The 24,859-nt window shown below is 53.7% G+C and carries 20 protein-coding genes and 1 tRNA gene; 14 read left to right on the plus strand and 7 right to left on the minus strand.

Features of this window, described 5'->3' with window-relative positions; all coding sequences use genetic code 11:
* Positions 1-93 precede the first annotated feature (93 nt).
* Genes HS105_07220 through HS105_07230 form a run of 3 tightly spaced genes read left to right on the plus strand, consistent with a single transcriptional unit; the run spans position 94 to position 3,868 of the window.
* Positions 94-1,377 (plus strand): imidazolonepropionase, encoded by a 1,284-nt coding sequence (locus HS105_07220; protein MBE7516381.1) that lies wholly within the window; start codon positions 94-96, stop codon positions 1,375-1,377.
* A 27-nt stretch (positions 1,378-1,404) separates the two neighbouring features.
* Positions 1,405-2,946, plus strand: a complete 1,542-nt coding sequence (hutH, locus tag HS105_07225) for a histidine ammonia-lyase (protein MBE7516382.1) — start codon at positions 1,405-1,407, stop codon at positions 2,944-2,946.
* 4 nt (positions 2,947-2,950) lie between these two features.
* Positions 2,951-3,868 (plus strand): hypothetical protein, encoded by a 918-nt coding sequence (locus tag HS105_07230; protein MBE7516383.1) that lies wholly within the window; start codon positions 2,951-2,953, stop codon positions 3,866-3,868.
* 15 nt (positions 3,869-3,883) lie between these two features.
* On the opposite strand, the gene HS105_07235 is transcribed toward HS105_07230, so the two are convergent.
* Positions 3,884-3,960 (minus strand) — tRNA-Arg (locus tag HS105_07235).
* Positions 3,961-4,034: 74 nt separating this feature from the next.
* On the opposite strand from HS105_07235, the gene HS105_07240 reads away from it, so the two are divergent.
* On the plus strand, positions 4,035-6,338 hold the full coding sequence (locus tag HS105_07240; protein ID MBE7516384.1) for a penicillin acylase family protein: 2,304 nt from the start codon (positions 4,035-4,037) through the stop codon (positions 6,336-6,338).
* Positions 6,339-6,351: 13 nt separating this feature from the next.
* Here HS105_07240 and ruvX read toward each other — a convergent pair whose 3' ends face one another.
* A complete protein-coding gene (ruvX, locus tag HS105_07245) occupies positions 6,352-6,840 on the minus strand; it encodes a Holliday junction resolvase RuvX (GenBank protein ID MBE7516385.1) in 489 nt (162 codons plus the stop codon).
* 54 nt (positions 6,841-6,894) lie between these two features.
* Here ruvX and HS105_07250 point away from each other — a divergent pair, with 54 nt between their 5' ends.
* The 3 genes from HS105_07250 (at position 6,895) to HS105_07260 (ending at position 9,711) form a co-directional block, all read left to right on the plus strand.
* A complete protein-coding gene (locus HS105_07250) occupies positions 6,895-8,187 on the plus strand; it encodes a PDZ domain-containing protein (protein ID MBE7516386.1) in 1,293 nt (430 codons plus the stop codon).
* A gap of 90 nt (positions 8,188-8,277) precedes the next feature.
* On the plus strand, positions 8,278-8,733 hold the full coding sequence (locus tag HS105_07255) for a GNAT family N-acetyltransferase (GenBank protein ID MBE7516387.1): 456 nt from the start codon (positions 8,278-8,280) through the stop codon (positions 8,731-8,733).
* Positions 8,734-9,711 carry a hypothetical protein gene (locus tag HS105_07260; GenBank protein ID MBE7516388.1) on the plus strand — a complete coding sequence of 326 codons (978 nt, stop codon included), beginning with the start codon at positions 8,734-8,736 and terminating at the stop codon, positions 9,709-9,711.
* On the opposite strand, the gene ccsA is transcribed toward HS105_07260, so the two are convergent.
* Positions 9,708-11,315, minus strand: a complete 1,608-nt coding sequence (ccsA, locus tag HS105_07265) for a cytochrome c biogenesis protein CcsA (protein ID MBE7516389.1) — start codon at positions 11,313-11,315, stop codon at positions 9,708-9,710. The genes HS105_07260 and ccsA overlap by 4 nt on opposite strands.
* On the minus strand, positions 11,312-12,874 hold the full coding sequence (locus tag HS105_07270; protein MBE7516390.1) for a cytochrome c biogenesis protein ResB: 1,563 nt from the start codon (positions 12,872-12,874) through the stop codon (positions 11,312-11,314). Before HS105_07270 ends, ccsA begins: the two co-directional genes overlap by 4 nt.
* A 155-nt stretch (positions 12,875-13,029) precedes the next feature.
* Here HS105_07270 and cyoE point away from each other — a divergent pair, with 155 nt between their 5' ends.
* Genes cyoE through HS105_07285 form a run of 3 tightly spaced genes read left to right on the plus strand, consistent with a single transcriptional unit; the run spans position 13,030 to position 15,105 of the window.
* A complete protein-coding gene (gene cyoE / locus HS105_07275) occupies positions 13,030-13,932 on the plus strand; it encodes a protoheme IX farnesyltransferase (protein ID MBE7516391.1) in 903 nt (300 codons plus the stop codon).
* Positions 13,933-13,936: 4 nt separating this feature from the next.
* Positions 13,937-14,665, plus strand: coding sequence for a cytochrome c oxidase subunit 3 (locus HS105_07280; protein MBE7516392.1), 729 nt, complete (start codon positions 13,937-13,939; stop codon positions 14,663-14,665).
* Entirely contained in the window at positions 14,662-15,105 is a 444-nt protein-coding gene (locus HS105_07285) for a DUF420 domain-containing protein (GenBank protein ID MBE7516393.1), read from the plus strand. Before HS105_07280 ends, HS105_07285 begins: the two co-directional genes overlap by 4 nt.
* 347 nt (positions 15,106-15,452) lie before the next feature.
* On the opposite strand, the gene HS105_07290 is transcribed toward HS105_07285, so the two are convergent.
* Positions 15,453-17,150: a hypothetical protein gene (locus HS105_07290; protein ID MBE7516394.1), complete on the minus strand. Its 1,698-nt coding sequence runs from the start codon at positions 17,148-17,150 to the stop codon at positions 15,453-15,455.
* Positions 17,151-17,156: 6 nt separating this feature from the next.
* Entirely contained in the window at positions 17,157-19,205 is a 2,049-nt protein-coding gene (locus HS105_07295) for a S9 family peptidase (protein MBE7516395.1), read from the minus strand.
* 77 nt (positions 19,206-19,282) lie between these two features.
* Here HS105_07295 and HS105_07300 point away from each other — a divergent pair, with 77 nt between their 5' ends.
* Positions 19,283-20,710, plus strand: a complete 1,428-nt coding sequence (locus tag HS105_07300) for a M20/M25/M40 family metallo-hydrolase (GenBank protein MBE7516396.1) — start codon at positions 19,283-19,285, stop codon at positions 20,708-20,710.
* Positions 20,711-20,728: 18 nt separating this feature from the next.
* Positions 20,729-20,896 (plus strand): hypothetical protein, encoded by a 168-nt coding sequence (locus HS105_07305; GenBank protein ID MBE7516397.1) that lies wholly within the window; start codon positions 20,729-20,731, stop codon positions 20,894-20,896.
* 74 nt (positions 20,897-20,970) lie between these two features.
* Here the strand turns inward: HS105_07305 and HS105_07310 are convergent, their stop codons facing one another.
* The gene (locus HS105_07310; GenBank protein MBE7516398.1) at positions 20,971-22,689 is read right to left on the minus strand and encodes a S41 family peptidase; all 1,719 of its coding nucleotides are present in this window, start codon (positions 22,687-22,689) and stop codon (positions 20,971-20,973) included.
* A gap of 178 nt (positions 22,690-22,867) precedes the next feature.
* Between HS105_07310 and HS105_07315 the strand changes: the two genes are divergently transcribed.
* Positions 22,868-23,866 (plus strand): ABC transporter ATP-binding protein, encoded by a 999-nt coding sequence (locus HS105_07315; protein MBE7516399.1) that lies wholly within the window; start codon positions 22,868-22,870, stop codon positions 23,864-23,866.
* A gap of 3 nt (positions 23,867-23,869) precedes the next feature.
* The gene (locus HS105_07320) at positions 23,870-24,859 is read left to right on the plus strand and encodes a dipeptide ABC transporter ATP-binding protein (protein MBE7516400.1); all 990 of its coding nucleotides are present in this window, start codon (positions 23,870-23,872) and stop codon (positions 24,857-24,859) included.

Raw genomic sequence — 24,859 nt, forward strand, 5'->3', positions numbered from 1 at the left:
GAAATTTGAAAATACTCATAATGTCCTTGCCGAGCCGGTCGCTGAGATCCATTCGGCCAAATCAAGAGTTAATGGGATAAGGAAGCGTAAAGAATGCAAAAGGCGGATCTTCTGATAATTAACATAGGGCAGCTAGTAACGGCGGGCGGCAGCCGCGTTGCCAAGCACGGCTCGTTGATGGCCGATGCGGCGGTGATCGAAGACGGAGCCGTTGCGATAGCTGACGGCAAGATCGTGGCGGCAGGAAACTCTGATGAGATAGCTCCTAAGTACTCCGTCGAGAAGGCCGTAAATGCCGGCGGCCGCGTCGTTACTCCGGGCTTTGTCGATCCGCATACACATATCGTATTCGCGGGCGATCGGCTCGCGGAATTCGAGCTGAAGATACGCGGTGCCGAATATCTTGAGATATTAGAGGCGGGCGGCGGCATCATTTCAACGGTCGAGAATACGCGCGGCGCGTCCGTTGATGAGCTTATCGCGGGGGCCTTAAGCCGGCTTGAGAAGATGCTCGAATGCGGGACGACGACCTGTGAGATCAAAACCGGATACGGCCTGGATACGGTAAATGAGCTGAAAATGCTTCGCGTTATCGAAGCGCTGGACAAAGCTCATCCGATCGACATTGTTCCGACCTTTCTTCCGGCACACACGCTGCCGCCGGAGTTTCGCAACGATGCGGACGGCTATGTTGACTTGATCTGCGGGGAAATGCTTCCGAAAGCGTGGCAATGGTACGAAAATTCGCACTTTGTACAGGTGGATAGGCCATTTTTCTGCGATGTTTTTACCGAAAAGAGTGCGTTCGATCTTGATCGGTCGCGCAGCATTTTAGAGGCCGCAAAGGCGATCGGCTTTGGTATAAAGGCCCACGTCGATCAGTTCACGAATCTTGGCGGCTCGCAAATGGCGATAGATCTTGATGCTGCTTCGATCGACCACCTCGATGCGATATCAGACGACGAGATCGCGCGCTTGGCGGTAAGCGACACGATTGGCATCGTAATACCGACCGAGAATTTCAGCGGCGGAAAAATGAGCTTTGCACCGGCGAGAAAGCTTATTGACGCCGGCTGTGCGGTTGCTGTTTCAACCGATAATAATCCGGGCTCTGCACCGTGCCCATCTATGCCGATGGCGATGGCTATCGCCGCACGATATCAGAAGCTGCTCCCGGCCGAGCTGCTGAATGCAGCAACGATCAATGCTGCCCATGCCATAGGTTTGGGCGAGACGCATGGTTCGATCGAAGTCGGCAAGGCGGCGGATCTTCTTATATGGGATCAGACTGACCTGCGGCAGATAGTTTATGAATTCGGCAACATGCGGCCGATGGCGGTCATAAAGAATGGGTCGGCGGTTAGGGGCAATATCTAGGCCGCAGTTCTGCTATCATTATCTCCAATGGAAACAGTTGTTCTCAACGGTTCGGAGTTGTCTTTTGAACAAGTGCTCGCGGTCGCCTACGGCAAACCGCGAAAGCCGTATGTTGTCCTGTCGGATGACGCTCGTAAAAGCGTCAAACGTGCTGCCGATGCTGTGCAGACTCTCCTTGATCGTGGCGAGATCGCGTATGGGATCACAACAGGATTCGGTGCATTCAAAGACAAGATGATCAGCCGTGAAGAGGTCGAACAGCTCCAACGAAATATCGTACTTAGCCACGCGGTCGGCGTAGGAAAAGCCCTGGATACGGCTACCGTGCGTGCGGTAATGCTGATACGGGCCAATACGCTTGCTCGCGGCCATTCGGGGATCAGGGCTGAGACACTTGAACTTATTCTCGAACTCTTGAACCGCGGCATTCATCCTGTGATCCCTGAAAAAGGAAGCCTCGGAGCAAGCGGCGATCTTGCCCCATTGGCACATTTTGCCTGCGTTTTGATAGGCGAAGGCGAGGCGGAGTTGAACGGCGAGATCCTGTCAGGTGCGGAAGCTCTCAGCAAAGCGGGGCTTCAGCCCATCGTGTTGAAAGCCAAGGAAGGGCTTGCTCTGACGAACGGCACGACGGTGATGACGGCGATCGGCATTTTGGAAGTTGCTCGTGCACGAAAGATCGCGCAACTTGCCGACATCAGCGGCTGTCTCTCACTTGAGGCTCTGAACGGTACCGTTTCGGCATTCGACGAGCGGATCCACAAACTGCGGCCGCATCCGAGGCAGGTCGAGTGCGCCGAGCGGCTCAGGGAAATACTTGAAGGCAGTGAATTCATACGCGGTTTTGACCCCACAAATGTACAGGATGCGTACACACTCCGCTGCATTCCGCAGGTACACGGTGCGTGCACCGATGCTGTGCTGTATGCCGAATGGCTGCTTGGGATCGAACTGAATTCGGTAACCGATAATCCGCTGATCTTTATCGATGACGCCGGAAATATCGAGGTTGTGAGCGGCGGGAACTTTCATGGCGAGCCTCTGGCATTGGCCTTTGACTATTTGGCGATCGCGTTGTCCGAGTTGGGCAATATCTCGGAACGCCGGATAATGCGACTGACGGATGAAGCATCGAACGCCGGTGTGCTTCCTGCATTTCTCACCGAATCTGGCGGCCTCAATTCGGGCTTTATGATCGTTCAGTACACGGCGGCCGCGCTTTGCACGGAGAATAAGGTTCTTGCACATCCCGCAAGTGTCGATACGATACCGAGTTCGGCGAATGTCGAAGATCATGTTTCAATGGGCGCGACCGCCGGGTTAAAACTGCGGCAGATCGTCGAGAATGTGCGTTCGATCTTGGCCCTTGAATTACTGTGTGCCGCGCAGGCCGTTGATCTTCGAAAGAGGAAGGATCCGAGTGCCAAGCGGCTGGGCAGCGGAACGGAAGAGATCTACAGAGCGATCCGTTCGCGTGTTCCGTTCATCGAAACGGATGTATTCATGAAGCCGCATATAACGGCCGCAGGGGATATTGTCGGCGAATTCCTTGCCGGGCCAGGAAAATAGTCTTATGAAACTTAAGTTGGCAATTCTATCCATGACCGGGCTTGTCGCTTGTTCATGCTGGTCGATGGGATCGACAAACGCGAGGCATTTGGATACTGAACCGATAGGGAAGCCTGCTGCCGCGAGCGCAACGCCGCCGAAAGGAAAGGCGGCGCCTTCACCGACCCCGACAATGGCTTCTTCAGGAGATTTCATCAAGAACCTTCCGTCAGGAATGGTCCGGCCCGGCGACGATGCCGGACAGTTACTCCTGCGCGAGTATGGGGCGGTCTTTGTTGCTCGCGGCGGAGCTACGCCGCCGACCAAGGTCGTATTCGCCGATGCCGCGGACGTGAACGCATTTCAGAACAGCGTCAAGCACGCGACCGCGTCAGTGGGCGGCTTTACCGTCGATCTGCAAACGGCGGCGCTTGATGCACTTAATGCTGCGATCGGAGAAGCACGGCGGTCAGGCCTCTCAATTTCGCCGCGCGGAGCCGATTCTGCTCGGCGGAGCTACCAGCAGACGGTAACACTATGGGCAAGCCGCGTGAATCCCGGCCTGACATACTGGGTTGGCAAAGGCCGTATTTCCGCAGCTGATGCCGCGCGTATCAGGAAGCTTTCGCCATTCGAGCAAGTACCGGAAATATTGCGGCTTGAAGAGAACGGTACCTATTTCGCAAAATCGCTCGACAAGTCGATCATCTACTCGGTCGCTCCGCCGGGCACGTCACAGCATCTCTCGATGCTTGCTCTTGATGTGAAGGAGTTTGATAATGCAGCGGTCCGTGCTGTCCTGGCACAGCATGGCTGGTTCCAGACCGTTACGTCCGATCTGCCGCATTTCACGTATCTTGGTGTGCCGGAGAGTGATCTGCCGTCGCTTGGCCTAAAAAAGGTCGAGCATTCGGGACGTGTGTTTTGGGTTCCGGATATTTAGTATCGATCGGAGCGATGGTACACCCTGCAGGACTCAAACCTGCGACCTTCTGATCCGAAGTCAGACGCTCTATTCAACTGAGCTAAGGGTGCACACTCATTTGAGAGTTTAGTTTCGGAGCGGCGGGATTGCAAACTTAGCCTGCTTTCGCAGAGTATTTGGCCTTATGAAAAAAGTATTTTTTGCCGCGATCCTTTTGACCGGCTTAACGGCATTGGTTCATTCACAGCCGGAGAACTCGCAGCTCGTTGTTGCGGGCCTATCCCGGCCTGTAACCGTTCAACGCGATGGCCGCGGAATTCCATACATAAAGGCAGCTAACGAGAAGGATCTGTATTTTGCACAGGGCTACATTACGGCCGGCGACAGGCTGTGGCAAATGGACCTTTTGCGGCGTGTAGCGCGAGGCGAAACGGCTGAGATCTTTGGAGAGCGGGCGCTTGCTCAGGATAAGCGCTTCCGACGCTTTGGCTTCGCATTGATCGCGGAAAAAAGCCTCTCAACGCTCAGCCCGCAGCTTCGCGAGGCCCTCAACGCGTATGCGGCCGGAGTCAATGCGTACGTTTCGACCCTCGATGCAAAAACTCTCCCGCCTGAATTTCAGATACTCGGCTATAGGCCCCGCCCGTGGGAAGCGACAGACACGATAGTCGTCGGCAAGATCCTTGCTGATGCATTAAGCACAACTTGGAGCTATGATCTGCTCGAAGCGAATATTCGTAAAACGCTGCCGGCAAATAAGGTCGCTGATCTGAAAGTAAATGTAACGCCCTATGATGTCGTCCTTTATGGTAAAGACGTGAAGATCGACCGAAGGCCAACTCGATCCGGCGTCAGCGTGTCGGGCGGCCTTTTACGATCAGTAGTTGCGGATGCAGAGATCCGGGAGGCTGCCCTCACTCAGGTCGGTCTTTTTGCTGATGAACTCGCAGCCAGCAATAACTGGGTGATCTCGGGCAAACGCAGCGTGGACGGCAAGCCAATCTTGGCGAACGATCCTCATCTGGCGGCTTCTGCTCCGGGGATCTGGTACCTGAGCGAATTGGCGTCGCCGGCGGTACACGTCGCAGGGGTAACGATCCCGGGCGTACCCGGCATCATTCTCGGACACAACGACGCGATCGCCTGGGGTGCAACTAATGTCGGGCCTGATGTGCAGGATGTTTACCTTGAGACCTTTAACGAAAAAGGCGAGGTAAAGACACCGGACGGTTGGAAGGCTCCCAACGCACGAAGGGAGAATATCCTTGTGCGGAAAGGATTTTCATCCACCGCTACTGAAACGGTTGTCTTGGATGTTGTCGAAACGCACAACGGCGTGATCATTACGGATGAAGGCGACGAAAAGTATTCTCTGAAATGGACCGCGTTTGACCCCAATAATGCCGAGTTTGAAGCGTTCTTTCAACTCGATCGGGCGAAGGACTGGAAAAGCTTCAAAGACGCGGTGAAAACATACGGCGGCCCTGCCCAGAACTTCGTTTATGCCGACGTTAAAGGCCACATCGGTTGGTATGCGGCCGGACGCATCCCGATCAGACGCAAAGGCGACGGATCGCTGCCCTATGACGGCTCAACAAGGGACGGCGACTGGATCGGCAATATCCCGTTTGGCGAGTTACCGCATTTGTTCGACCCGCCAAGCGGGCTGATAGTTACTGCGAATCAACGGATCGTCGGAACGTCGTACAAATACCAACAGATCTCACGCGGAGCGGCGGCACCCTGGAGGGCAAGGCGGATATTGGATATGCTCTCCGCAAAGAAAGCTCTTGATATGGACGACGTTCGTGACGTTCAGTTGAGTGCGTATAATATTCCGCTCGTGAAATTCTCCGAAGAGGTACAGAAACGCGGGGCGGTTTCGCCATCGACGCTTGCGGAGCTAAAAAAATGGGACGGCGAGATGGAGCCGCAGAGTCATACCGCGTTACTGATCGACAGCATTCGGAACTGCGTTGCGGGCAAGATGGCGGACGCATTCAAGCCCGCCCCGGCATCAATGATCCGCGAGCGGGTGCTTCTTCCCGCATTGCAGAACGAATTGAATTATTGGCTGCCGCCGAATGTGAACTCATTCAACGATCTGATCAAGGGCTGCGACGATGAGCAGAGCAAGAAGATCGGTGCAGATCGGACGTGGGGCAGCGTCTTCGTTTCGAATTTTCCGCATCCGCTGGCCGGCCTGCCCTTGATCGGAAAACAATTCGCAACGCCGTCGGTCGGTATCGCAGGAAGCGGACAATCGCCGAATGTCGGTTCGAGCGTATCAATGCGGCTGATCGCTTCGCCCGGTAACTGGGATGTGACGCGGCATTTGATCCCGCTCGGCGAAAGCGGTTTGCCGTCTTCACCCCATTATAAAGATCAGTTCGATCTGTGGCGGCTTGGGACGTCCGCCGCATTCCCGTTCAGCGACGCGGCTATATCGGCTGCGGCAAAAGCAACGGTCGTGCTGCATCCGCGTTAAGCATATTGTGTTCCTATTTCCTTGCGGCTGCGGACGATGACGACGCCAAAAGATCTTCCAGGATCACGCAGGCGGCTTCACTGTCAACGAATTCCTTGGCCTCTTTGAGACTTAGCCCGCGCTCCCACAAGCGGCGCTTCGCCTCGTATGACGTTACACGCTCGTCCTGAAGTATTACTGGAATTGTGAGCGAAAGGCTGAATTTACGGGCCATATCGCGTGCCTCAACGGACATATCCTGTTCCGCTCCATCCGAAGCAAGCGGCAAACCGATGACCAACATCTTCGCATCAAAGTCACCGATAAGCCTTGTGACGTGTGAAAGGAGTTTTTTCCAACTCGACCGGGCGAAATAGGGCAATGGCCGGATCGTGATGCGGGATTCGTCACATATAGCAATGCCGATCCGTTTTGTGCCGGGATCGAGCGCAATTATCCTGCCCGGCAGATCGACCGCCGCTTTTGTAATTTCGGGGGAATTAGTTATTTCCTTTTGTTGCACGAAGTCAAGGTATCAATGATAATTACTTTGCAGTAAGACCTGTTGGGGTATTATATGTCATTTCGCGGCAAACTGTCCGTTCTTTTGATCTCCGGAGCTATTGCTCTTTACGCCGTCGTGGGCGGATTGCCGCTCGTCGGTTCGCTGCTGAACGCAAATGCACAGCAGGCAGGCAATGATAAGCAATCGCAACTCCGGCTTCTCGATGCAGTTCTTCAGCATATCCAGAATGATTACGTTGACGATCCCGATATGTCGAAGGTACGGCTTGGAGCATTGCGAGGGCTACCCGCAGGCCTTGATCCGTATTCATCATATCTAACGCCTGAGCAAGTAAAGGAATACAGAGCCGGGCCGAGCGAAGGGAAAGTTGGCATCGGAGCTGAGTTTTCACAGGTTTCGGGCTTTTTGTATGTGGTATCGGTGGTTAAGGGCGGGCCTGCAGACAAAGCCGGAATAAAGGCGGGCGATGTTATCGAGTATATTGACGGCAAGGCATCACGAGATGTTTCACTTTATGATGCTGTACAGATCGTCCTGGGCAAACCCGACACACAGGTCGCGCTCCGTGTTCTGCGTTCTACTGAGAAGCCGCAGACGATCAAGGTAACGCGCGGCTCCTATACTATTCCGAAGGCCGAAAGCCGCATCGAAGCCGGTAAGATCGGAGTTGTTAAGGTTTTCAGCCTTGAAGAAGGTGAATCGGCAGATATTCGCAGCAATATTGAATCGCTCAAGAAACAGGGCGTCGAAAAGATCATCCTTGACCTTCGAGGCGTTGCCGGCGGAAAGCTCGACGAAGGCGCCGCCGTTGCCAATCTGTTTATAAAGGATGGTGTATTGGCGACGATCCAAGGACAGGAAGGTAAGGTGCTGAAGTCCTACAGTGCTGACCCTGCAAAAACGATATTCGACGGCGAAGCGGCCGTGCTTGTCAATTTGAGCACCGCGGGTGCGGCCGAAGCGGTCGCGGCAGCCTTCAATGAAAAGAAACGCGGAGAGGTTATTGGCGAGAGGACGTTCGGCGCGGGGACCGAACAGCAATTGTTCACGCTGAAGAGCGGCGACGGCCTGCTGCTTACCGTTGCACGATGGGCGTCCGGCGACGGTAAGCCGTTCTTGGGCGAGAATAAGGATTCAATGGGTATTAAGCCGTCGATCGAGGTCAAACGTACGGATATTCCGGAGCCGCTCGACCCTTCAACCTTGGTTGAGAACCCGACCGATCCGAATGCGACGCCAACGCCGACCCCAACACCAAAGGCCGCTGCTTCGGATGAGGATATTCAGCTTAAGAAGGCGCTCGAGGTTTTGAGCGGTAAGGCTCAAGCCGCGAAGGCCGGCTGATCCGCAACGATCGTTTCAGTGGAAATGCCGGTGCTCATGCCGGCATTTCTTATTTACCGGCCGGGCATTTACTGCTATCATCTCTTTTTAATGGCACCACTTGAGGTCGTTATAAGGCCTGCTAAGGCTGAAGATGCGAGTGACTGGCTGCGGCTCAGGATGCTGCTTTGGGATCAGACGCCCGAAGCGGAGCATCGCGCGGAAATGGCTGAGATCAGCGGGCATCCGGAAACGCAGCTCGTACTGGTTGCGGCGGAGGGCGATCGACTTATCGGCTTTTTAGAGGCATCGATCCGTAATTTCGCCGAAGACTGCGAAACGGATCACGTCGGCTATCTTGAGGGTTGGTATGTTGAGCCGGAATTTAGGCGAACCGGCGTTGGCCGGATACTTGTTGCGAATGCAGAGCAATGGGCTCATGATTCCGGCTGCATCGAGATGGCTTCTGATACGGAACTTGGTAATGAGGATAGTATCGCCGCACATATACGCCTCGGATATCATGAATCGGCGCGCCTTGTGCATTTTCGCAAAGACCTCGCGTAAATGTCGTTAAGATCAATATTCATCTGCATTTTCTCCTTCGCAGCAAGCATCACTGCTGTGGGTCAATCGAGCGATGTCAATTTTCCTACTCCGCTTGAAACCAATGCCGTTTCCGGAACGGTCAAGCCGCGTGATATCGGCGATGCTCGGCTGACGACATATTACTTCGCCTTCGGCGGCGACCGCGGCGATATGTTCGTCAGTGTCATTACAAAGCATTTTGACGGTGATATAGACATTTTTATTGCCGAGGGAATGCAGCCGCTTGCAAAGATCGTAATTTATTCGGACGGTCAGGTGAATGAAACCGGAAAGCTGATCTATCTCCGAAAGCCCGAGAATCTGCTACTGCGCATCCAAGGCCGCCCTCCGGGTGACGATCCGGCAACGTTTCAGATCAAATTTGGCGGTGGTTTTGTCGCAGCACGATCAGCAGCGGCAGCGGAAGCGCCGAGAGTTGCTTCAACACAGGAAACTGATACAAAGGTGAATTCTGTTGGTACGATCATCGAACGGAAAAAGCCTGAAACAGTAAATGAGCTATCGCCGAAAAAGGATGAAGCGGCTGCGCGTCCAACGCCTTCACTCGTGATCGCACAAAAGTCGAAGATCGTTTCGTCGGCAGGATCGCGGCCGTCTGTTAAAAAAGATAGTACGTCCGAGACCGTGAAGAAGGGAGAGTCTAAGGCCGCTCCGAAGAAGCCGGTTGATAGCCCGCCACGCAAAGAACAGCGAAAGGGCGAAAAGGCCGCGGCTGCTGTGCGTGAAAACCCGCCCGTTGACAAGAAAAAGCCTGACCCGCTTATGCAGATCAGGCTCTTGGTAGTGTTCAAGGACGGCCGAAAGATCGATCGTCCTATGACCGAGATCGAGAAAGTTACTATCGAAGGCTCGAACCTTGTTGTCGTGTTAAAGGACGGCCGATCGGCAACCTATTCGCTTTTTACGATAGACAAATTCGCGATCGACACGCCCTAGACATAGCTGTGCAGCCCCTTCAATAAGTAGCTCACGCCGAGATAAGTAAAGATCACAAACAGGAAGCCGGCGATCGCAAAATACGCCGACGGCCTGCCTTTCCAGCCGCGCGAAATGCGTGCGTGAATAAATCCCGCATAGGTCAGCCACGCCACAAGTGCACCGGTCTCTTTCGAGTCAAACCCCCACGGCCGGCCCCATGATTCGTTCGCCCATATTGCCCCTGTGATCAGCAACATCGCAAGTCCCGCGAACGCGAGGCAGCCGGTTTTGTACATAAGGCTGTCCAGAGCGTCAAGACTCGGAAGGTGCGCCCGGAGTTTCTCCGTCTTGATCCCGAACAGAATGACAAAGAATGTTCCGACGATCGCCGTGAGGAGGGCAGCGACCTCCACGGGATTGGTATTCAGGCTCAGATAGAGACGATCACCGACGCGCTGCAAATAGTTCTTCGCCATCTGATCGTATTGCGTTGCCGTGAGCGCAGAAAGCTCCTGAGCGGTCATTTGCTGGTTCTCGGCCAGTGCCATTCCCGCGACGGTCATTTGATACGGGTCAGCCGCAAGCTGCGTTTGAAGCTTGCTGTAAACGCCGTCGGTGGTCTTGATGCCGCTGATAACGATGCCAAGTGAGACGATCTGCATCGCAAACGCCGCTATGAGAAGTATGCGGCCGATCTTTTGCGCGGCGATACTGTTCCTGAAAATGTAGATCGAATATGCAACGATAACACCCGCGAGCAAGGCCCCTGCAAGAGCCAGTGCAGGCCCTGCGTACGGAAGGTCAAGCCGGAACGGCGCCGTGAACGGCTTTGCTCCGTCATTGGTCTGAACAAAGAGGCCTGCCCGATAAACCAATGCCGAGAAAACTGAGAATTTGCTGACCGTCGCAATTACGCTAAAGGCAAAAAGGCTCGACCAAATGGCCATTGCCTCGACCTTGACGCCGTCCTTAAGCAGATAAATGACCGCTACCGCAAAACATACGAGGGCGACGCCATAGCTCAATGATGCCGTTCCGACGTGGATCGGCCGCCAATAAGAATCAAGTACCGGCGGCAGATTGACGAACTCACCGCCGATAAAGCGTGCAAGCGAGAGGATCAGTGCCGCAAGCGGAAGCGTGAACGCCGTTATCATCCGAAAACTCCTGCGTTTAGCAAAGAGTATGCTTGCAATGCCTGCTCCGAACGCAAAAGCGAGGCTGAGATCGTACAAATTTGCGAACGGAATATAGCGGAAGATCCACGGCGTTGCCTGATTTCCGCTCTCGCGCATAATTGCGATCTCGTGCTCGTAGAATGCTACCCAGCGGACGAGCCAGCTTGAAAGATTGAAAAAGACACCCAGACAAGCCCCCCAATAGGCTATCTTCTCCGACATTGATGACGGTGCCCAAAGATTTGTCAATTGGAACAATGCAGCAAGAATGTAGCAAGCAAGAGCAAGCATCATCAGAGCGCCGTCACTAATAAAAGAAGCCCCGACCTCCATCCGAAGCGCAAGCATCGCAAACGACGCCACGATCACGATCAGTGCGGGCATAAACACCTTGGTAGCAGACTCCCTGACAGGAACATAGGGAAGTTCAGCGTATTCGGTCATCCTAGTTCACCTCTTAGATCTTCGACGAATTGTTTGAATTTATCCTCAAATCCGAATGGATTTCGATTTGTGTGACCCGCAGCAAGGATCTCGTAGCGGCCGTCGCCGGTCGGCTCGATACGAACCCAAAGCCTTTGATGCGAGATAAAGAATACGAACCCTAAGGCCGCTATAAGCCCGAAACCGCCGATATACCATGCGATAAAGGCTCCGTCGAAGGGGTCGTATTTTATAGAGAGTACATGTGCTGAGGGAACTTTTTCAAAATTGGCCAGATGCCACTTATAACCCAATTTCGGTGCCGCGACAGGCACATTGTCGCCAAGCTTCTGTGCAAAGGCAAAGACGCTTTGGGCAGGCTGACCGTCAGGTTTTACGGTAAGGATCGCAACAGGATTGTTGTAATCGCCGCTTCGCGTCGTGGGTTTACCGTCAGAGCCGAACGTAAAGTCAGGCTGGAATTCGCTGAACGTCACCTTTGTGCCGTCGACAAGCGTCGTCGATGCACCGCGTGCGAGGTCGATGGTCAGCGGTTCGCCGCCTTTTTGCGGCGTCAATTCTATCGTGGCATTGCGTGCCGAACCCAGCGGAATGGTTTGAGCCTGAAAGAATCTGTAGCCTCTGTATGTGTAAGGCTCATTCAAGCTCACATTTGCGATGCGGGTGCCGTACTGCGGATCTTCGATCTTCATCTGAGTACGCCAGTCGAGAGTATTTGTTACATCGATCGCTCCGCCCGGATTTATCAGCGTTTGCTGGATATCGGTACACTCGATATTGAACGGCAGCTGTACGTTATAGCGAGATTTCTGATCGAGGTTATATTCGATCATTTGGATCTGATCGGTAACGACCCCAGGCTCGAGCCTCAGGTCCGCGTCAAATCCGGTCCTTAATGCGACAAAGTGGCCGAGAAACAGCGTGAGGAGGAACGTATGCACAATGTATGCCCCAAGCCGATTCCATTTGCCCCTTTGACCGAACACGATGTGCGAACGATGCTCCGTAATGACAGAGAAGTCTTTTTTCCCGTCAGCATCTACGCCGTATTGCAGGTCCTGGGTCTCTGATACCACCGGCGTGAAACCGGTCTTTGAAAAAACGCTGCTGACCCGTTGGGTAATATCATCAATGCTTTCGGCTTTGACCGTGAACGCCGTGTGTTCCTTCTGCGAATCGAGCCAATTGCGTGTGGCGGTCCGCATAGGATCGACAATATAGCTCCATGCCGCCGGAAAATGATCGATCGATGCGAGAATGATGTTCAGCGAAAGGATCAGCAGGAGGAAATTGAAATACCAGCTATGGTAAATATCAAAAAAGCCGAGCCGTCCATATACGATCTTCTCAGCCGGTGTAAGGGAAACATAGAACGCATCGAACCCTTCAACGTTCTGCTGCATTATGAGCATCCCGATCATCGAGAACAGCACCAGCAGGCAAAGCAGGATGATGCCAAAACGAACTGAACTGATAAATTCGGAAAAACGTTCGAAAAGGAAGGAGACCGTGATTCGTGGTGTCCGGGCGGGCCGGATCTTTTGTTCTGCGGCAGCCATTTACTTGAGGATAGACTATCACGCCGGATAGCTAAAGTCATCCGCATAACGACCAAATAGACGGCTTTTGCGTACGCCGGCGACGGCCGCGGAAATTTGTAGAACGAAAGGCTAAACGGTATGCTAATAGCTTACGGTTCGATCCGCTTTTTTGAATGGCATCTGTCGATATAAATACCGGTCATATCGGAACTGCAAGCTTAGGCGCAAAGCTCCGTGCTTTTTATGACCTGACGAAAGGCCGCGTAGCTGTGCTCGTTCTCGCAACGACTGCCGCGGGGTTCTATCTGGGTTCAAGTTCACCGTTCAATATCGTTCTGTTTCTGAACGCAATGATCGCGATCACGCTGCTGTTTTTCGGCGTTGCATCGCTAAATCAGGTCATCGAACGCGACATTGACCGTTTTATGGACCGCACAGCGTGGCGACCGCTGCCAACACGGCGGCTGACGGTCACTGAAGCCCTGATCTTTGGGATCCTGCACTGCACCGCAGCGGAAATTTATCTGTTCGTTGCTGTTAACACGTTGACTGCGGTACTTGGATTAGCGGTTATTGTAGTTTACGTACTCATTTATACGCCGCTTAAGACACGGACCACTGCGGCTACAGCCGTCGGGGCGATCTCAGGAGCCTTGCCGCCGCTAATGGGCTGGACCGCCGCCGCCAATGAAATAAGCATGGCGGCATGGGCATTGTTCGCATTGCAGACAGTTTGGCAATTCCCTCATTTTTTCGCAATTGCTTATTACCTTCGCGAGCAATACCGCAAGGGCGGCATTCGCATGCTGCCGGTGATCGATGCGAGCGGGCGGCTTACGTTCCGGCAGATACTTCTGTTCACCATAATGCTCTTGCCGATCAGCTTATCGCCGTATTTTATAGGGCTTTCGGGCAAGGTCTTCTTAATGGGTGCCTCGATACTGGGTGTTTGGCACCTTATCGAAAGCATCCGAGCCGCGTTGAAGCGAACGGATGCAGCCGCGCGGAGGCTCTTTTTTGTAACCATAACTTATCTTCCGCTACTTTATATTTTGATGGTTGCTGACAAGAACTAGAGCAATGAATGTAGGCACAGTAGATACACTTGACGATATCGCCCTTGCCGAAGATCCTGCGGAACGATCCGGTATTTCGATCGGTACCGGCGACGGCGGTTCCGGCGGCCGCGGAGGAAGAGGCGGCGGAGGCGGCTCTGATGGCGACGAAGGCAATGATGAGTGGATGCGTGACTCCTACCCCGCGCGTTACCGAATCCTGACCGGATTTCTTCTTATCGTGGTCCTAATGACCTTTGGCGGACTTTTTGCCGCATACGTCGTTCTTGAAACCAACAAAGCGGCGGAATGGCAGCCTTTTTCGGTGCCGTTCCAAGTCTGGATCAGCTCAATACTTATTTTATCAAGCAGTATTACTTACGTTCTGTTCGAGCGCCGCTATATCGCAGGTGAACACGCCCGGGCGAGAACGCTGCTGAAGGCCACGGCGGGACTCGGCGGGCTTTTTATCGCTTCGCAGCTTGTGCTTTGGTTTGAGCTGATGCAGCGCGGATACTATCTCAGCGGTAATCCTTATTCGGGCTTTTTCTACCTTCTTACCGCGGTTCATGCTGCCCATGTTTCCGGCGGAATGGCGGCTTTGGGAAGCCTTCTTTACAAGGCATGGAAGCCGGTCGACGGCCCGTACGAGGTCGAAAGGCGGCAGGCAATGGTTCGTGTTATCGGCTGGTACTGGCATTTTATGGGCGTCCTTTGGGCTGTGTTGCTTTTCCTTCTTGCATACTGGAAATGATGCTCGAAACATTGCCTCACATAAACGCTGTACTCAACTGTATCAGCACATTATTCCTGATCGCCGGCTTTATCTTTATTGTAAAAGGCCGCAATGGTGCACATCGGACATGCATGATCTCAGCCGGGGTCGTTTCTGCCTTGTTCATGGTCTCGTACATTACGCTTCACACGCTAAAGACATATTATTTCGGATTCGGGCCGACGAAGTTCTTGGGCGAAGGGCTTGCACGGCCGATATACTTCACGATATTGACATCCCATACGATCCTCGCCGCGCTTGTCGCTCCTTTTGTAGTGTTCATTATGTACTGGGCGCTGAAAGGCCGGCTGGCCGGACACAAAAAGATCGCGCAGTTCGTCCTTCCGATATGGATGTATGTCTCGATCACGGGCGTGATCGTGTATCTTATGCTGTATCAATTGTATAAACCGGCGTAATTTATATTTTGTCTTGAAGTTGGCGATATTTCTGTGCTAATATCATCATGTTGAAAAGTCGATCACCGAGGCCGGTTCATCGTGAACCGACGCGGGGGACCCAATTTCCGGTATTTTCCGGAACGGGGCGAGGCATCAGCGTGATGCGGGGATACTCTTTCGTTCCTAGCCCGGCAGCTAACCTCGTAGGTGTGGCAAAGAAGTTACAAAGACGGATCCGCCGATATAAGGCAGTGGTTCGAGCGTGCTTCCTGCTCTTCTTTTTCAACGTATGAAGCAGACATCCGTCTTCTCAAAGAGCAAAGGTTCCGTTCGCAAGAGCGGAACCTTTTTATCTTTGACGCGAACTATTTTCGATAAAGTATCTTCTGGACCTTGGTGTTCGTCGCGGGAACCTTCATTTCCGGGTCGAGTGTGACGGCAGACGGCCTACCGGAAAGATCGAAGGTGAATGAATCGATGCGTTTTGTCACTTCGACCGGCATCACGATCTTTCCCGCGGCTGTCTTGATCTCGATATCAAGCGGAAGGCGAAAGACGGCGGGTACTATCGCATCGGCCTGCTGCGTCTGGACGACCCTCAATGTCAGCTTCTTTTTTGAGGCCGTGTAGGTCGGCGTTACTGTCAGATATGGGGCACCCGAATGGTAAACCCATTGGTCGAAGAACCATCCCAGGTCTTGCCCGGACGCAGTCTCCATAGCTTTGCGAAGGTCGGGAGTGGTAACGCTGCCAAATTTATGGGCGTTCAGATAGGCATTGACGCCCTTCCAAAAGTTTTCTGTGCCGATCTGTTCGCGCAGCATGTGTAGTATAACGCCGCCTTTGTTATATGTTACGGCCGAGACATCGAACAACTTATCCATCTCGCCGGCCCGCAAATTGTAAAGGCCGTGGCGCCTCTTTGTAACCATGTCATTCACGATGAACTGCGCTGCATCGGAACGCACCTTGGTCAGGTAAGCGTCTCGTCCCATCGATTCTTCGCGATACACCGCTTCCATATAGGTCGCAAAGCCTTCATTAAGCCACAATTCCGCCCAGTTCTTACAGGTTACAAGGTCGCCGAACCACGAGTGGGCGAGTTCGTGTGATACAAGATCGACGGTAAGCGAGCGGCCGAATTCAAAATCCGCAAGAAAGATATCAGCGTCAGAGAATGTGGTTGCAGTGATATTCTCCATACCGCCGAATTGGAATTGAGCCACTACGGTTTGGTCGTATTTGTTGTACGGGAACGGCACGCCGGTCACCTTCTCAAAGACCGCCATCATCTTCTTCGTGTCATCGAACGCCAAATGTGCGGTTGCTTCTTTTTCCGGATACACATAAAACCCGAGCGGCACGTCCTTGAATTTATCGTCTATGCGAACATATTTACCGATCACAAATGAGACAAGATAGGTCGAGTGGGCAACGGGCATCTTAAAATGCCATACACTCTTGCCGCCGCCCGCATCACTTTTCCCGAGAAGTTCGCCGTTCCCGACAACCGTCTCATCAGAGTTTGCCGTGATGATCTCTTCGGTCGTGGCTTTATCACTGGGAAAATCGAACGAAGGGAACCAATGCCGCGCCTCGTCAGGCTCACCCTGTGTCCATATTTGTGCGGAGTGTTTGTGCGGCCCTTCCTTTTCCTCATCTACAAAATAAACTCCCTTTTTTGGTGTTGCTGTATAAATGAATCGGACAGCGATCGTTTCGGAAGGCTGATATGCGCGGTCGAGTGTAACGACCACAGAGTTCGGCTTCGCGGCAAATGCCAATGGCTTGCCGGTCAACTCAAGCGTAACTGAACTGAATGCGAAGCCTACTGCATCAAGCTCGAACTGCTTAAGGCCGCTGATGGTCGGTTTCAGCGTTACGGTCGTATCGCCGAGAACCTTCTTTGCTGCACGATCAAAATTCACGCCTATCTTATAGTGCTGAACATCAAAGTCGTGCGGCCGGTCGAAATTCGCCGGTTCTTGTCCGCCAACCGAAAGCGCAAAAATATACAGAATGGCGGTACAGAGTACCGCCGTAAAAAATTTATTAAATCTCATAAAGGCCTACTTGAGGTATTTGTTGAACCAATTAAGGACATTGTTGTACCAAAGTTCGGAGTTCTGCGGCTTCTGTATCCAATGGCCTTCATCCGGAAAGACCAGGAGCTTTGACGGCACATTTCGCAATTGCAGCGTTGTGAAAAGCTGATAGCTCTGATCGACCGGAACTCTGTAATCGATCTCGCCGGCCGTTACGAGGGTCGGCGTATCAAAATTCTTTGCGAATCGGCTTGGCGACCATCGTTCGTAGTTCACACGGTTCTCCCACGGAAAACCTTTGAATTCCCAATTAACGAACCAGAGCTCTTCGGTCGCAGTGGACATACTTTCGAGATTATAAACGCCCGCGTGCGATACAAACGCCTTATATTTGAAGCGCGGATCGTTATTGTGGCCGAGCAGCCAATCAACCATATAGCCGCCGTAACTGGCTCCCGCGGCGCCAATACGGCCTTTATCGATAAATGGGAGCTTCACGGCCATCGCTACACCATTGCTGATGTCAACGAACGCTTTACCGCCCCAATCACCGGTGATCTCGTTTACGAACTGCTGCCCGTAACCGGTCGAACCTCGCGGATTTGGCATAAAAACGACATAACCCGCATTTGCAAATATCTGCGGATTCCAACGATAGCCCCAGTTATCATTCCACGCTCCCTGCGGCCCGCCGTGGATCAGAACCAGAAGCGGATACTTCTTCGAGACGTCAAAATTTGCCGGTTTTAGGATAAAGCCATGGATCTTGCGGTTGACCGCACCTGTCCATTCGACATCTTCGGCTGCCTTTAAGCCGAATTTTTGCAATGCGTCCCTGTTTGCGGCTGTCAAAGCCTCAAGGCCGGAACCGGTGGCCGCAACCTTCATCACATCAGCAGGCGCGGCGTTCGAGCTTGCAATAAAAACGATCGTACTGCCGTCGCCCGAAACATTTAGGGATGAGGCAAATATCTTGTTCACCACCGGTGAAACGTGCGTGGCGATGCGGAGCCGGAAGTCAGGTTCAACGGGTACACTAAAGATCGGAGCTTTGCCGCGTTGACCCGCTGTGAAATAGACCGTTTTACTGTCGGGTGAGATGGTAAATTCATCAACTTGCTGGTCAAACCCGCGAGTCAGTTCAACACTTTCACCGGTCTTTGGGTCGTAACGCATTATTCGCCAGCGGTCAGCCTCGAAAGTGGCGGTCGCTTGCGACCGATAGAGCAAATATCTGCCGTCCGGCGTGTACATCGGCGATGCGTCGTAGCCGTGGTTCGCTGCGGTTATATTTTTTGCCTCGCCTTTCGACAGCGATGCGATATAAATGTCGCTGTTCGTTGAAAGGGCCTCAACCTTATCGGGATTCCGCAAGAATACGATACCGCTACCGTCAGGAGTGAACGTATAATCGACGCCCGTCGCCGCGCCGTAAGGCGGAGCATCGAAGTCGCCCGGTGTTACATCACGCGCAATGCCGCCGCTCGATGAGACGACAAAAACATGTGTACGCAGTCGATCGCGCCACTCTACCCAATGACGGAACAAAAGGCGTTCGGTCACATGGGCTTTGACCTTGCTGTTCTCAGCCTTTTCCGCTTCGGCTTTATTGCAGGCATCAGAAGTGCATTCCGGATAAACGTCTGAACCGAAGGCGATCTGCTTGCCGTCGCGGGACCAAACCGGCCCGCCGGCACCTGTTGACAGACTCGTAACTTGGCGGCGGTCGGAACCGTTCGGGTCCATAGTCCAAATCTGGCCGCCGTGAACGAAAGCGATCCGCTTACCGTCAGGCGACCAACGCGGCTGGCTCGATGAGCTTGAGTCGTTCGTCAATTGCCTTTCTGCGCCGCCGGAAACCGGACGGGAGTATATCTGCGTAAGCGTTTTGTTCGACGCAAGGTCAACAACACCGACGGTGTACAGCACCGTCCTGCCGTCAGGCGAAACGCGCGGGTCAGCGACACGCTTCATTGCGATAAGGTCTTTTACGGTGAACGGAGCTTGAGCAAGAGCGAGACCGGTCACTGCGAAAAGCACGGTCAGAGCGATCAACAATCGTTTCATTGGCATACCTCGTAGAATGATCTTCGCCGATATTATCGCATAAGAAATTGCAAGAAAGAATTGCAAGCGATTATGATTGTCCAATGAGAACCGTATTGATCGCCGTATTTTCGCTCGTACTCACCTCATCACTGCTTGCTCAGGCCCCATCGCCGACGCCTCAGTTGTATTCAGCCGGCACGCTTAGTGCGATGGAGAGAATTCGTGATCACGTACTCGCAAGTGATTACGGCTACCGACAGGTCGCATACCTTTCCAACAACATCGGCGCGCGCCTCTCAGGTTCGCCTCAGGCCGCAAAGGCTGTGGAATATGTGGCGGCGGAACTGCGAAAGCTCGGCCTCGATGTCCGGCTGCAGAAATGTATGGTGCCGCATTGGGTTCGGGGTGAGGAACGCGCCGAGATCGTCTCTTGGCCCGGTATGACGCCTGCGACGACGCAGAATATCGTACTCACCACGCTTGGCGGCAGCGTGGCGACGCCGCCCGAAGGTGTTACGGCAGACATCGTGGTCGTACAGGATTTTGAGGAGCTGGAACGGCTCGGTCGCGGTGGCGTCGCCGGTAAGATCGTATTGTTCAACCACAAATTCGATACTGCAATGGCGAACAGCGGCTTTGGCCTCGCTGCCTATGGCGATGCCGTTCAGTATCGCTTTGCCGGTGCGATCGCAGCGGCGAAGCTTGGTGCCGTTGCAGCTTTGGTTCGCAGTGCCGGTGCGAATCAGAATAGGCTGGCACACACGGGTTCAATGGGTTACGAAGACGGCGTTCCGAAGGTCCCGGCCGCGGCCGTCAGCTTCGAAGACGCTGAAACGCTTGCATGGCTGGCAAAGGAGGGAAAGGTCCGAGTTCATCTGACACTTCGGCCGCAAACGCTTCCCGATGTCGAAAGCTACAACGTGATAGCTGATCTTAAAGGTACCGAACGATCGGACGAGATTGTGATCGTTTCGGGGCACCTTGATTCGTGGGATACGGGCCGTGGCGCCATCGACGATGCGGCAGGCGTTGCCGCCGCAATGTCGGTTCCGGCGGCGCTAAGAGCCCTCGGCCTTCGTCCGAAACGAACCATTCGCGTGATCGCATGGATGAACGAAGAGAACGGCGGACGCGGCAGTGCTGCGTATGCCGAGGCCGAGAAAGGCAACTACGCCAACCACTTTGCCGCGATCGAGGCCGACCTTGGAGCCTCGCATCCTTTAGGATTCTCTTTTGCCGGCGATCGTAATGCTCTCGCTTACCTTCAGCCGATCTCGAAGGTATTGTCCGCTCAGGGAGCCGGCCTGTCTCAATGGCGCGACGGCGTGGGTGCGGATATTAGCCCTTTGACAAGGCAGGGCGTTCCGAGTTTTGCACCTTGGTTCGACGAGCGGACTTATTTTAACTATCATCATACTGCGGCAGACACGCTTGATAAGGTGATACCGGAAGAGTTCGCGCAGAACGCTTCGCTTGTGTCCGTGCTCGCCTACGGCCTTGCCAATATCGAAAGGCCATTGCCGCGTTAATCAGAAAAGGAGTGTTTTATGAATCGACCGCCGCCATATTTTCCCCAGAATCAACTTTCGCCGCCGGATGAGGGGCGCTATAAAAAATTCAAGTTATTCGTTGGCGGCTTAGCTGTTTTCGGGATCGTCCTCTTGATAGCGGTCGGCTACCTGATCTATTTGCTGTTCAGCTGGATAATGCAATAGGGCGCAGAGCAATAGAATTCGGCGGCAGTTCCTCCATGCGAAGAACTGCCGCCGTCTTTTATCGAATGAGTTGCTTAGTTAACCGGATCCGGCGTAGTGTTCCGGGCCTTCATCGCTTCTATCGCAAGGGCCTTTGCTTGCGGAAGAAGCTCTATACCCCTAAGAAGCGTAGTGTCGTATTCATTGAATACCTGCTGCGATGTTTGTGAACCGAAAGCTGCAGTTATGAGCTCCGTCCTCAGCATTCGCTCTACAAATTCGCGTTCGCTGTCCGTAGCGGCTCCGCTGATCTTGTAATTGGTCGCGGCAAACTGCTTGTAGGCATTGTAAAGGCCTTGGGTCACGGGATAATCGGTCTTTTTAATGTCATAGTCGAATAATATAGGCCTTTCGATCTTATAGTTCTCAAACCCTTTGACGCGGCCTGTAACGAGGTTCATCGCAAAGGCAAATATCGGGCTTGCCATACGATTTTCGATCCTGGCGCGTTCGATCGGTATCGTTTGCGGCTTGACGTCAACATCGGGATTGATGCCGCCGCCGCTAAACACACTGCGTCCTGTGTCCGTTTTGCTCGCAGGTCCGCTGTGCTTATTCAGATCGTTCTCGTCACGAAGCGAGCCGCCCTCGGTGTAGTAATTGTAAAGCTCGCCGTTCGAATAATCGCGCTGGATCAGGCGGCCTGACGGCGTTTCATACTTTGCGATCGTGAGCAGAAGCATCGAGCCGTAATCTAGTTGGAACGGATTTTGTACAAGGCCCTTGCCGAATGTACTCTCGCCGACGATCAAGGCACGATCATGATCCTGCAATGCTCCCGAAAGTATTTCGGAAGCCGACGCAGTGTTTCTGTTCACAAGAACGACGAGCGGGACGCGCTCGGGGAAACGGTTGTCTGAACGATACGGTTCGGTAACTCCCTCGAGCCTGCCCCTTTGCGTGAAGATGGTTTGTCCGCTTGACAGAAATGTCTTAGCGACGTAAAAAGCCTGTCCGACAAGTCCGCCGCCATTATCCCGAAGATCGAGTATAAGCTGCTGCATACCTTCAGATTTCAGACGCCGCATTCCGGTAACGAACTCCGCATAGGTCGTTTGGTTAAATCCGCCGCGCATAGCCATGTACCCGACACCCGGGCGGATCATATAGGCTTCGCTTATTGACGGCTGAGCGACCGCATCGCGTGTGATCTCAACGGTTTCTCGTTGCCCCGTCGCGAGATGCTCGACGACCATTTTGGCAATGGTTCCGCGAGGCCCGCGAAGGGCATTCCGCACTTCGGGATATGGCTTGCCGAGCATTGAAACGCCATTGACCTCAACGATCTTGTCGCCGTATCGAAGCCCGGCTCGATTTGCGGGAGCACCGTCGAAAGTCGCCTTTATGTATGTAGCGATGACGTTGCCTTTTTCATCGCTGAGGTCGCCGATGGTTGCTCCGATACCGAAATAACGAGAGCTTTGGTCAACGCGAAACTGTTCGTTCTCTTTCGCGTCAAAATAATTCGAATGAGGATCAAGGGTGTGGAGTGCCGAGTCTATAGCTGTCTTTACGACGTCGTTGTAGTTAAGCTTTTTGCCGCCAAAGTAGTTTGCCTCAATGACAGAAAGAGCTTCTGAGAAATCGTCTTCGATTTGGTCGGTCGTAACGACACCGGCGTCGGGCACGGTTGCTGTTTCGCTGCGGGTCGGGCGTACGGCCGACCCGCCGCCGTTCTGTGCCGGAACACTTGCAGCCGAAAAAGCCGTAAGCAGCACGATAGTGGACAATAGGAAAAACGTTCGATTCTTCAAACTTGAGGTACCTCGATCAGCGAACATAAGACTCACGCAACTCGCATGACATTTTAGCACTGATTTGAGTGATCTGCGATGATTAAGGTTGTCTGCCCATTGCCAGGAAAAACTTATTTGAGTAAGGTTTTATTTGGCCGTCACGCCGTGCTCCGGCCTCTGATCGTCTAAGCCTTATATGCCGCTGCTCGAGATAGATGAACTTCGAACGCACTTTCCGACGCGTGCCGGGCTGGTTCGCGCCGTTGACGGTGTGAGCTTTTCGATCGAAGAAGGCGAACTGCTGGGCTTGGTCGGTGAATCCGGCTGCGGCAAATCGATAACGGCAATGTCGGTCCTGCGGCTCATATACCCTCCGGGAAAGATCGCCGGCGGCTCCATCAAATTTAAAGGCGAAGAGTTGACCACCGCGTCGGAAGATCGAATGCGGTCGATACGCGGAGACGATATCGCAATGATCTTTCAGGATCCGATGACATCGCTGAACCCCGTTTATACGGTCGGCGAACAGATCGCCGAAGCGATCCGCCTGCATCGGCATCTTGATAAGAAAGCTGCCGCGGCTGCCGCGGTCGAGGCAATGCGCGAGGTTGCGATCCCGGCACCGGAGCAGCGGGCCGGCGACTATCCGCATCAGTTGTCCGGCGGAATGCGTCAAAGGATAATGATCGCGATGGCGTTGGCGTGCGACCCCGATCTTTTGATCGCCGATGAGCCGACCACTGCTCTCGACGTAACCATACAGGCACAAATTCTCGAACTGCTGAATGAACTGCGCGAAAAGAGAAAGCTGTCGATACTGCTCATAACGCACGATCTTGGAGTCGTTGCTGAGGTCGCCGACCGAGTTTGCGTGATGTACACGGGCAAGATCGTCGAAGAGTCGGTAGTAACCGAGCTGTTCGCGAAGCCGAAGCATCCTTATACGCAAGGCTTGCTTCGCTCCGTGCCGAAGGTCTCGTTCTCCGGTGCCGGAACGATAGAGCGCCTCGAAACGATCGAGGGAACCGTGCCTTCGCCCACAGAACTGCCGCCGGGCTGTCACTTTGCACCAAGATGCAGATTCCGTATGGAACGCTGCACAAAAGGTGAAATACCGTTCTTTACGACCGACGACGGCAGTAAGGTGCGGTGTGTGCTTTACGATAAAACCGCGGCGTCCGCTGCCGCAAAATAGGATATGGAGAATGCTGCGGCGACAGCAATAGACGACGTCTTGATCGAGGCTCACGGCCTTGTAAAGCATTTTGCGGTCGAAGGCAGCCAGGATGTTGTCCAAGCCGTTGAGGATGTTTCATTCTCGATCCGCCGCGGCGAGACACTTGGACTTGTCGGCGAGTCGGGATGCGGGAAATCAACCGCCGGCCGCTGCCTTCTTCGTCTCACAGAACCTACCGCAGGTACGGTTCTTTTTGAGGGGCACGACATACTTGAGCTTTCTCGAAACGGTTTAAGGTCACTGCGGCGCGAGATGCAGATCATCTTTCAGGACCCGTACTCGAGCCTTGATCCGCGACATACTGTAAGAACGATCATCGCCGAACCGCTCGCGATCCACAACATCGGTAGCAAGCAGGAACGTCGCGAACGTGTCGAACAGCTCCTTCAGAAAGTTGGCCTCGATCCCAGATATGCCGACCGGTATCCGCACGAATTCTCGGGCGGGCAAAGACAGAGGATCGGCATTGCCCGTGCGCTGGCACTCGACCCGAAGCTTATCGTCTGCGACGAACCTGTATCAGCTCTCGACGTTTCGGTGCAGGCGCAGGTGGTCAATCTTTTGGAAGACCTCCAGGATGAGCTTGGCTTGACGTATCTGTTCATTTCACACGGGTTAGCTGTCATCGAACACATCTCGGACCGTGTGGCCGTAATGTATCTCGGCAAAATAATGGAGGTCTGCCAAACCAACGAGCTTTTTCGCCGGCCGATCCATCCATATACACAAGCGTTGTTATCTGCGATACCGATTCCTGATCCGAAAATGAAGAGGGAACGCATCATCCTGAAAGGCGACGTGCCGACACCGATCTCGCCGCCGTCGGGATGCTGTTTCAGGACGCGCTGCCCGATAGCGATTGATGAATGTGCCAAAGCAGTCCCGCCGCTACGCGAGATCACGCAGGGGCATTTTGCTGCGTGCATTCGAGCAGAAGAGGCGATGCGTTGA

The organism is Chloracidobacterium sp. (assembly GCA_015075585.1).
Lineage (GTDB): Bacteria > Acidobacteriota > Blastocatellia > Pyrinomonadales > Pyrinomonadaceae > OLB17.

Bases quoted from the DNA above. Each gene is read 5' to 3' on its own strand.
- HS105_07315 (MBE7516399.1), top strand. From the start codon at position 22,868: ATGCCGCTGCTCGAGATAGATGAACTTCGAACGCACTTTCCGACGCGT.
- HS105_07300 (MBE7516396.1), top strand. From the start codon at position 19,283: ATGAGAACCGTATTGATCGCCGTATTTTCGCTCGTACTCACCTCATCA.
- HS105_07285 (MBE7516393.1), top strand. From the start codon at position 14,662: ATGATGCTCGAAACATTGCCTCACATAAACGCTGTACTCAACTGTATC.
- HS105_07260 (MBE7516388.1), top strand. From the start codon at position 8,734: ATGTCGTTAAGATCAATATTCATCTGCATTTTCTCCTTCGCAGCAAGC.
- HS105_07255 (MBE7516387.1), top strand. From the start codon at position 8,278: ATGGCACCACTTGAGGTCGTTATAAGGCCTGCTAAGGCTGAAGATGCG.
- HS105_07270 (MBE7516390.1), bottom strand. From the start codon at position 12,874: ATGGCTGCCGCAGAACAAAAGATCCGGCCCGCCCGGACACCACGAATC.
- HS105_07280 (MBE7516392.1), top strand. From the start codon at position 13,937: ATGAATGTAGGCACAGTAGATACACTTGACGATATCGCCCTTGCCGAA.
- HS105_07290 (MBE7516394.1), bottom strand. From the start codon at position 17,150: ATGAGATTTAATAAATTTTTTACGGCGGTACTCTGTACCGCCATTCTG.
- HS105_07230 (MBE7516383.1), top strand. From the start codon at position 2,951: ATGAAACTTAAGTTGGCAATTCTATCCATGACCGGGCTTGTCGCTTGT.
- HS105_07220 (MBE7516381.1), top strand. From the start codon at position 94: ATGCAAAAGGCGGATCTTCTGATAATTAACATAGGGCAGCTAGTAACG.
- HS105_07240 (MBE7516384.1), top strand. From the start codon at position 4,035: ATGAAAAAAGTATTTTTTGCCGCGATCCTTTTGACCGGCTTAACGGCA.
- hutH (MBE7516382.1), top strand. From the start codon at position 1,405: ATGGAAACAGTTGTTCTCAACGGTTCGGAGTTGTCTTTTGAACAAGTG.
- HS105_07295 (MBE7516395.1), bottom strand. From the start codon at position 19,205: ATGCCAATGAAACGATTGTTGATCGCTCTGACCGTGCTTTTCGCAGTG.
- HS105_07305 (MBE7516397.1), top strand. From the start codon at position 20,729: ATGAATCGACCGCCGCCATATTTTCCCCAGAATCAACTTTCGCCGCCG.
- HS105_07250 (MBE7516386.1), top strand. From the start codon at position 6,895: ATGTCATTTCGCGGCAAACTGTCCGTTCTTTTGATCTCCGGAGCTATT.
- HS105_07320 (MBE7516400.1), top strand. From the start codon at position 23,870: ATGGAGAATGCTGCGGCGACAGCAATAGACGACGTCTTGATCGAGGCT.
- ccsA (MBE7516389.1), bottom strand. From the start codon at position 11,315: ATGACCGAATACGCTGAACTTCCCTATGTTCCTGTCAGGGAGTCTGCT.
- cyoE (MBE7516391.1), top strand. From the start codon at position 13,030: ATGGCATCTGTCGATATAAATACCGGTCATATCGGAACTGCAAGCTTA.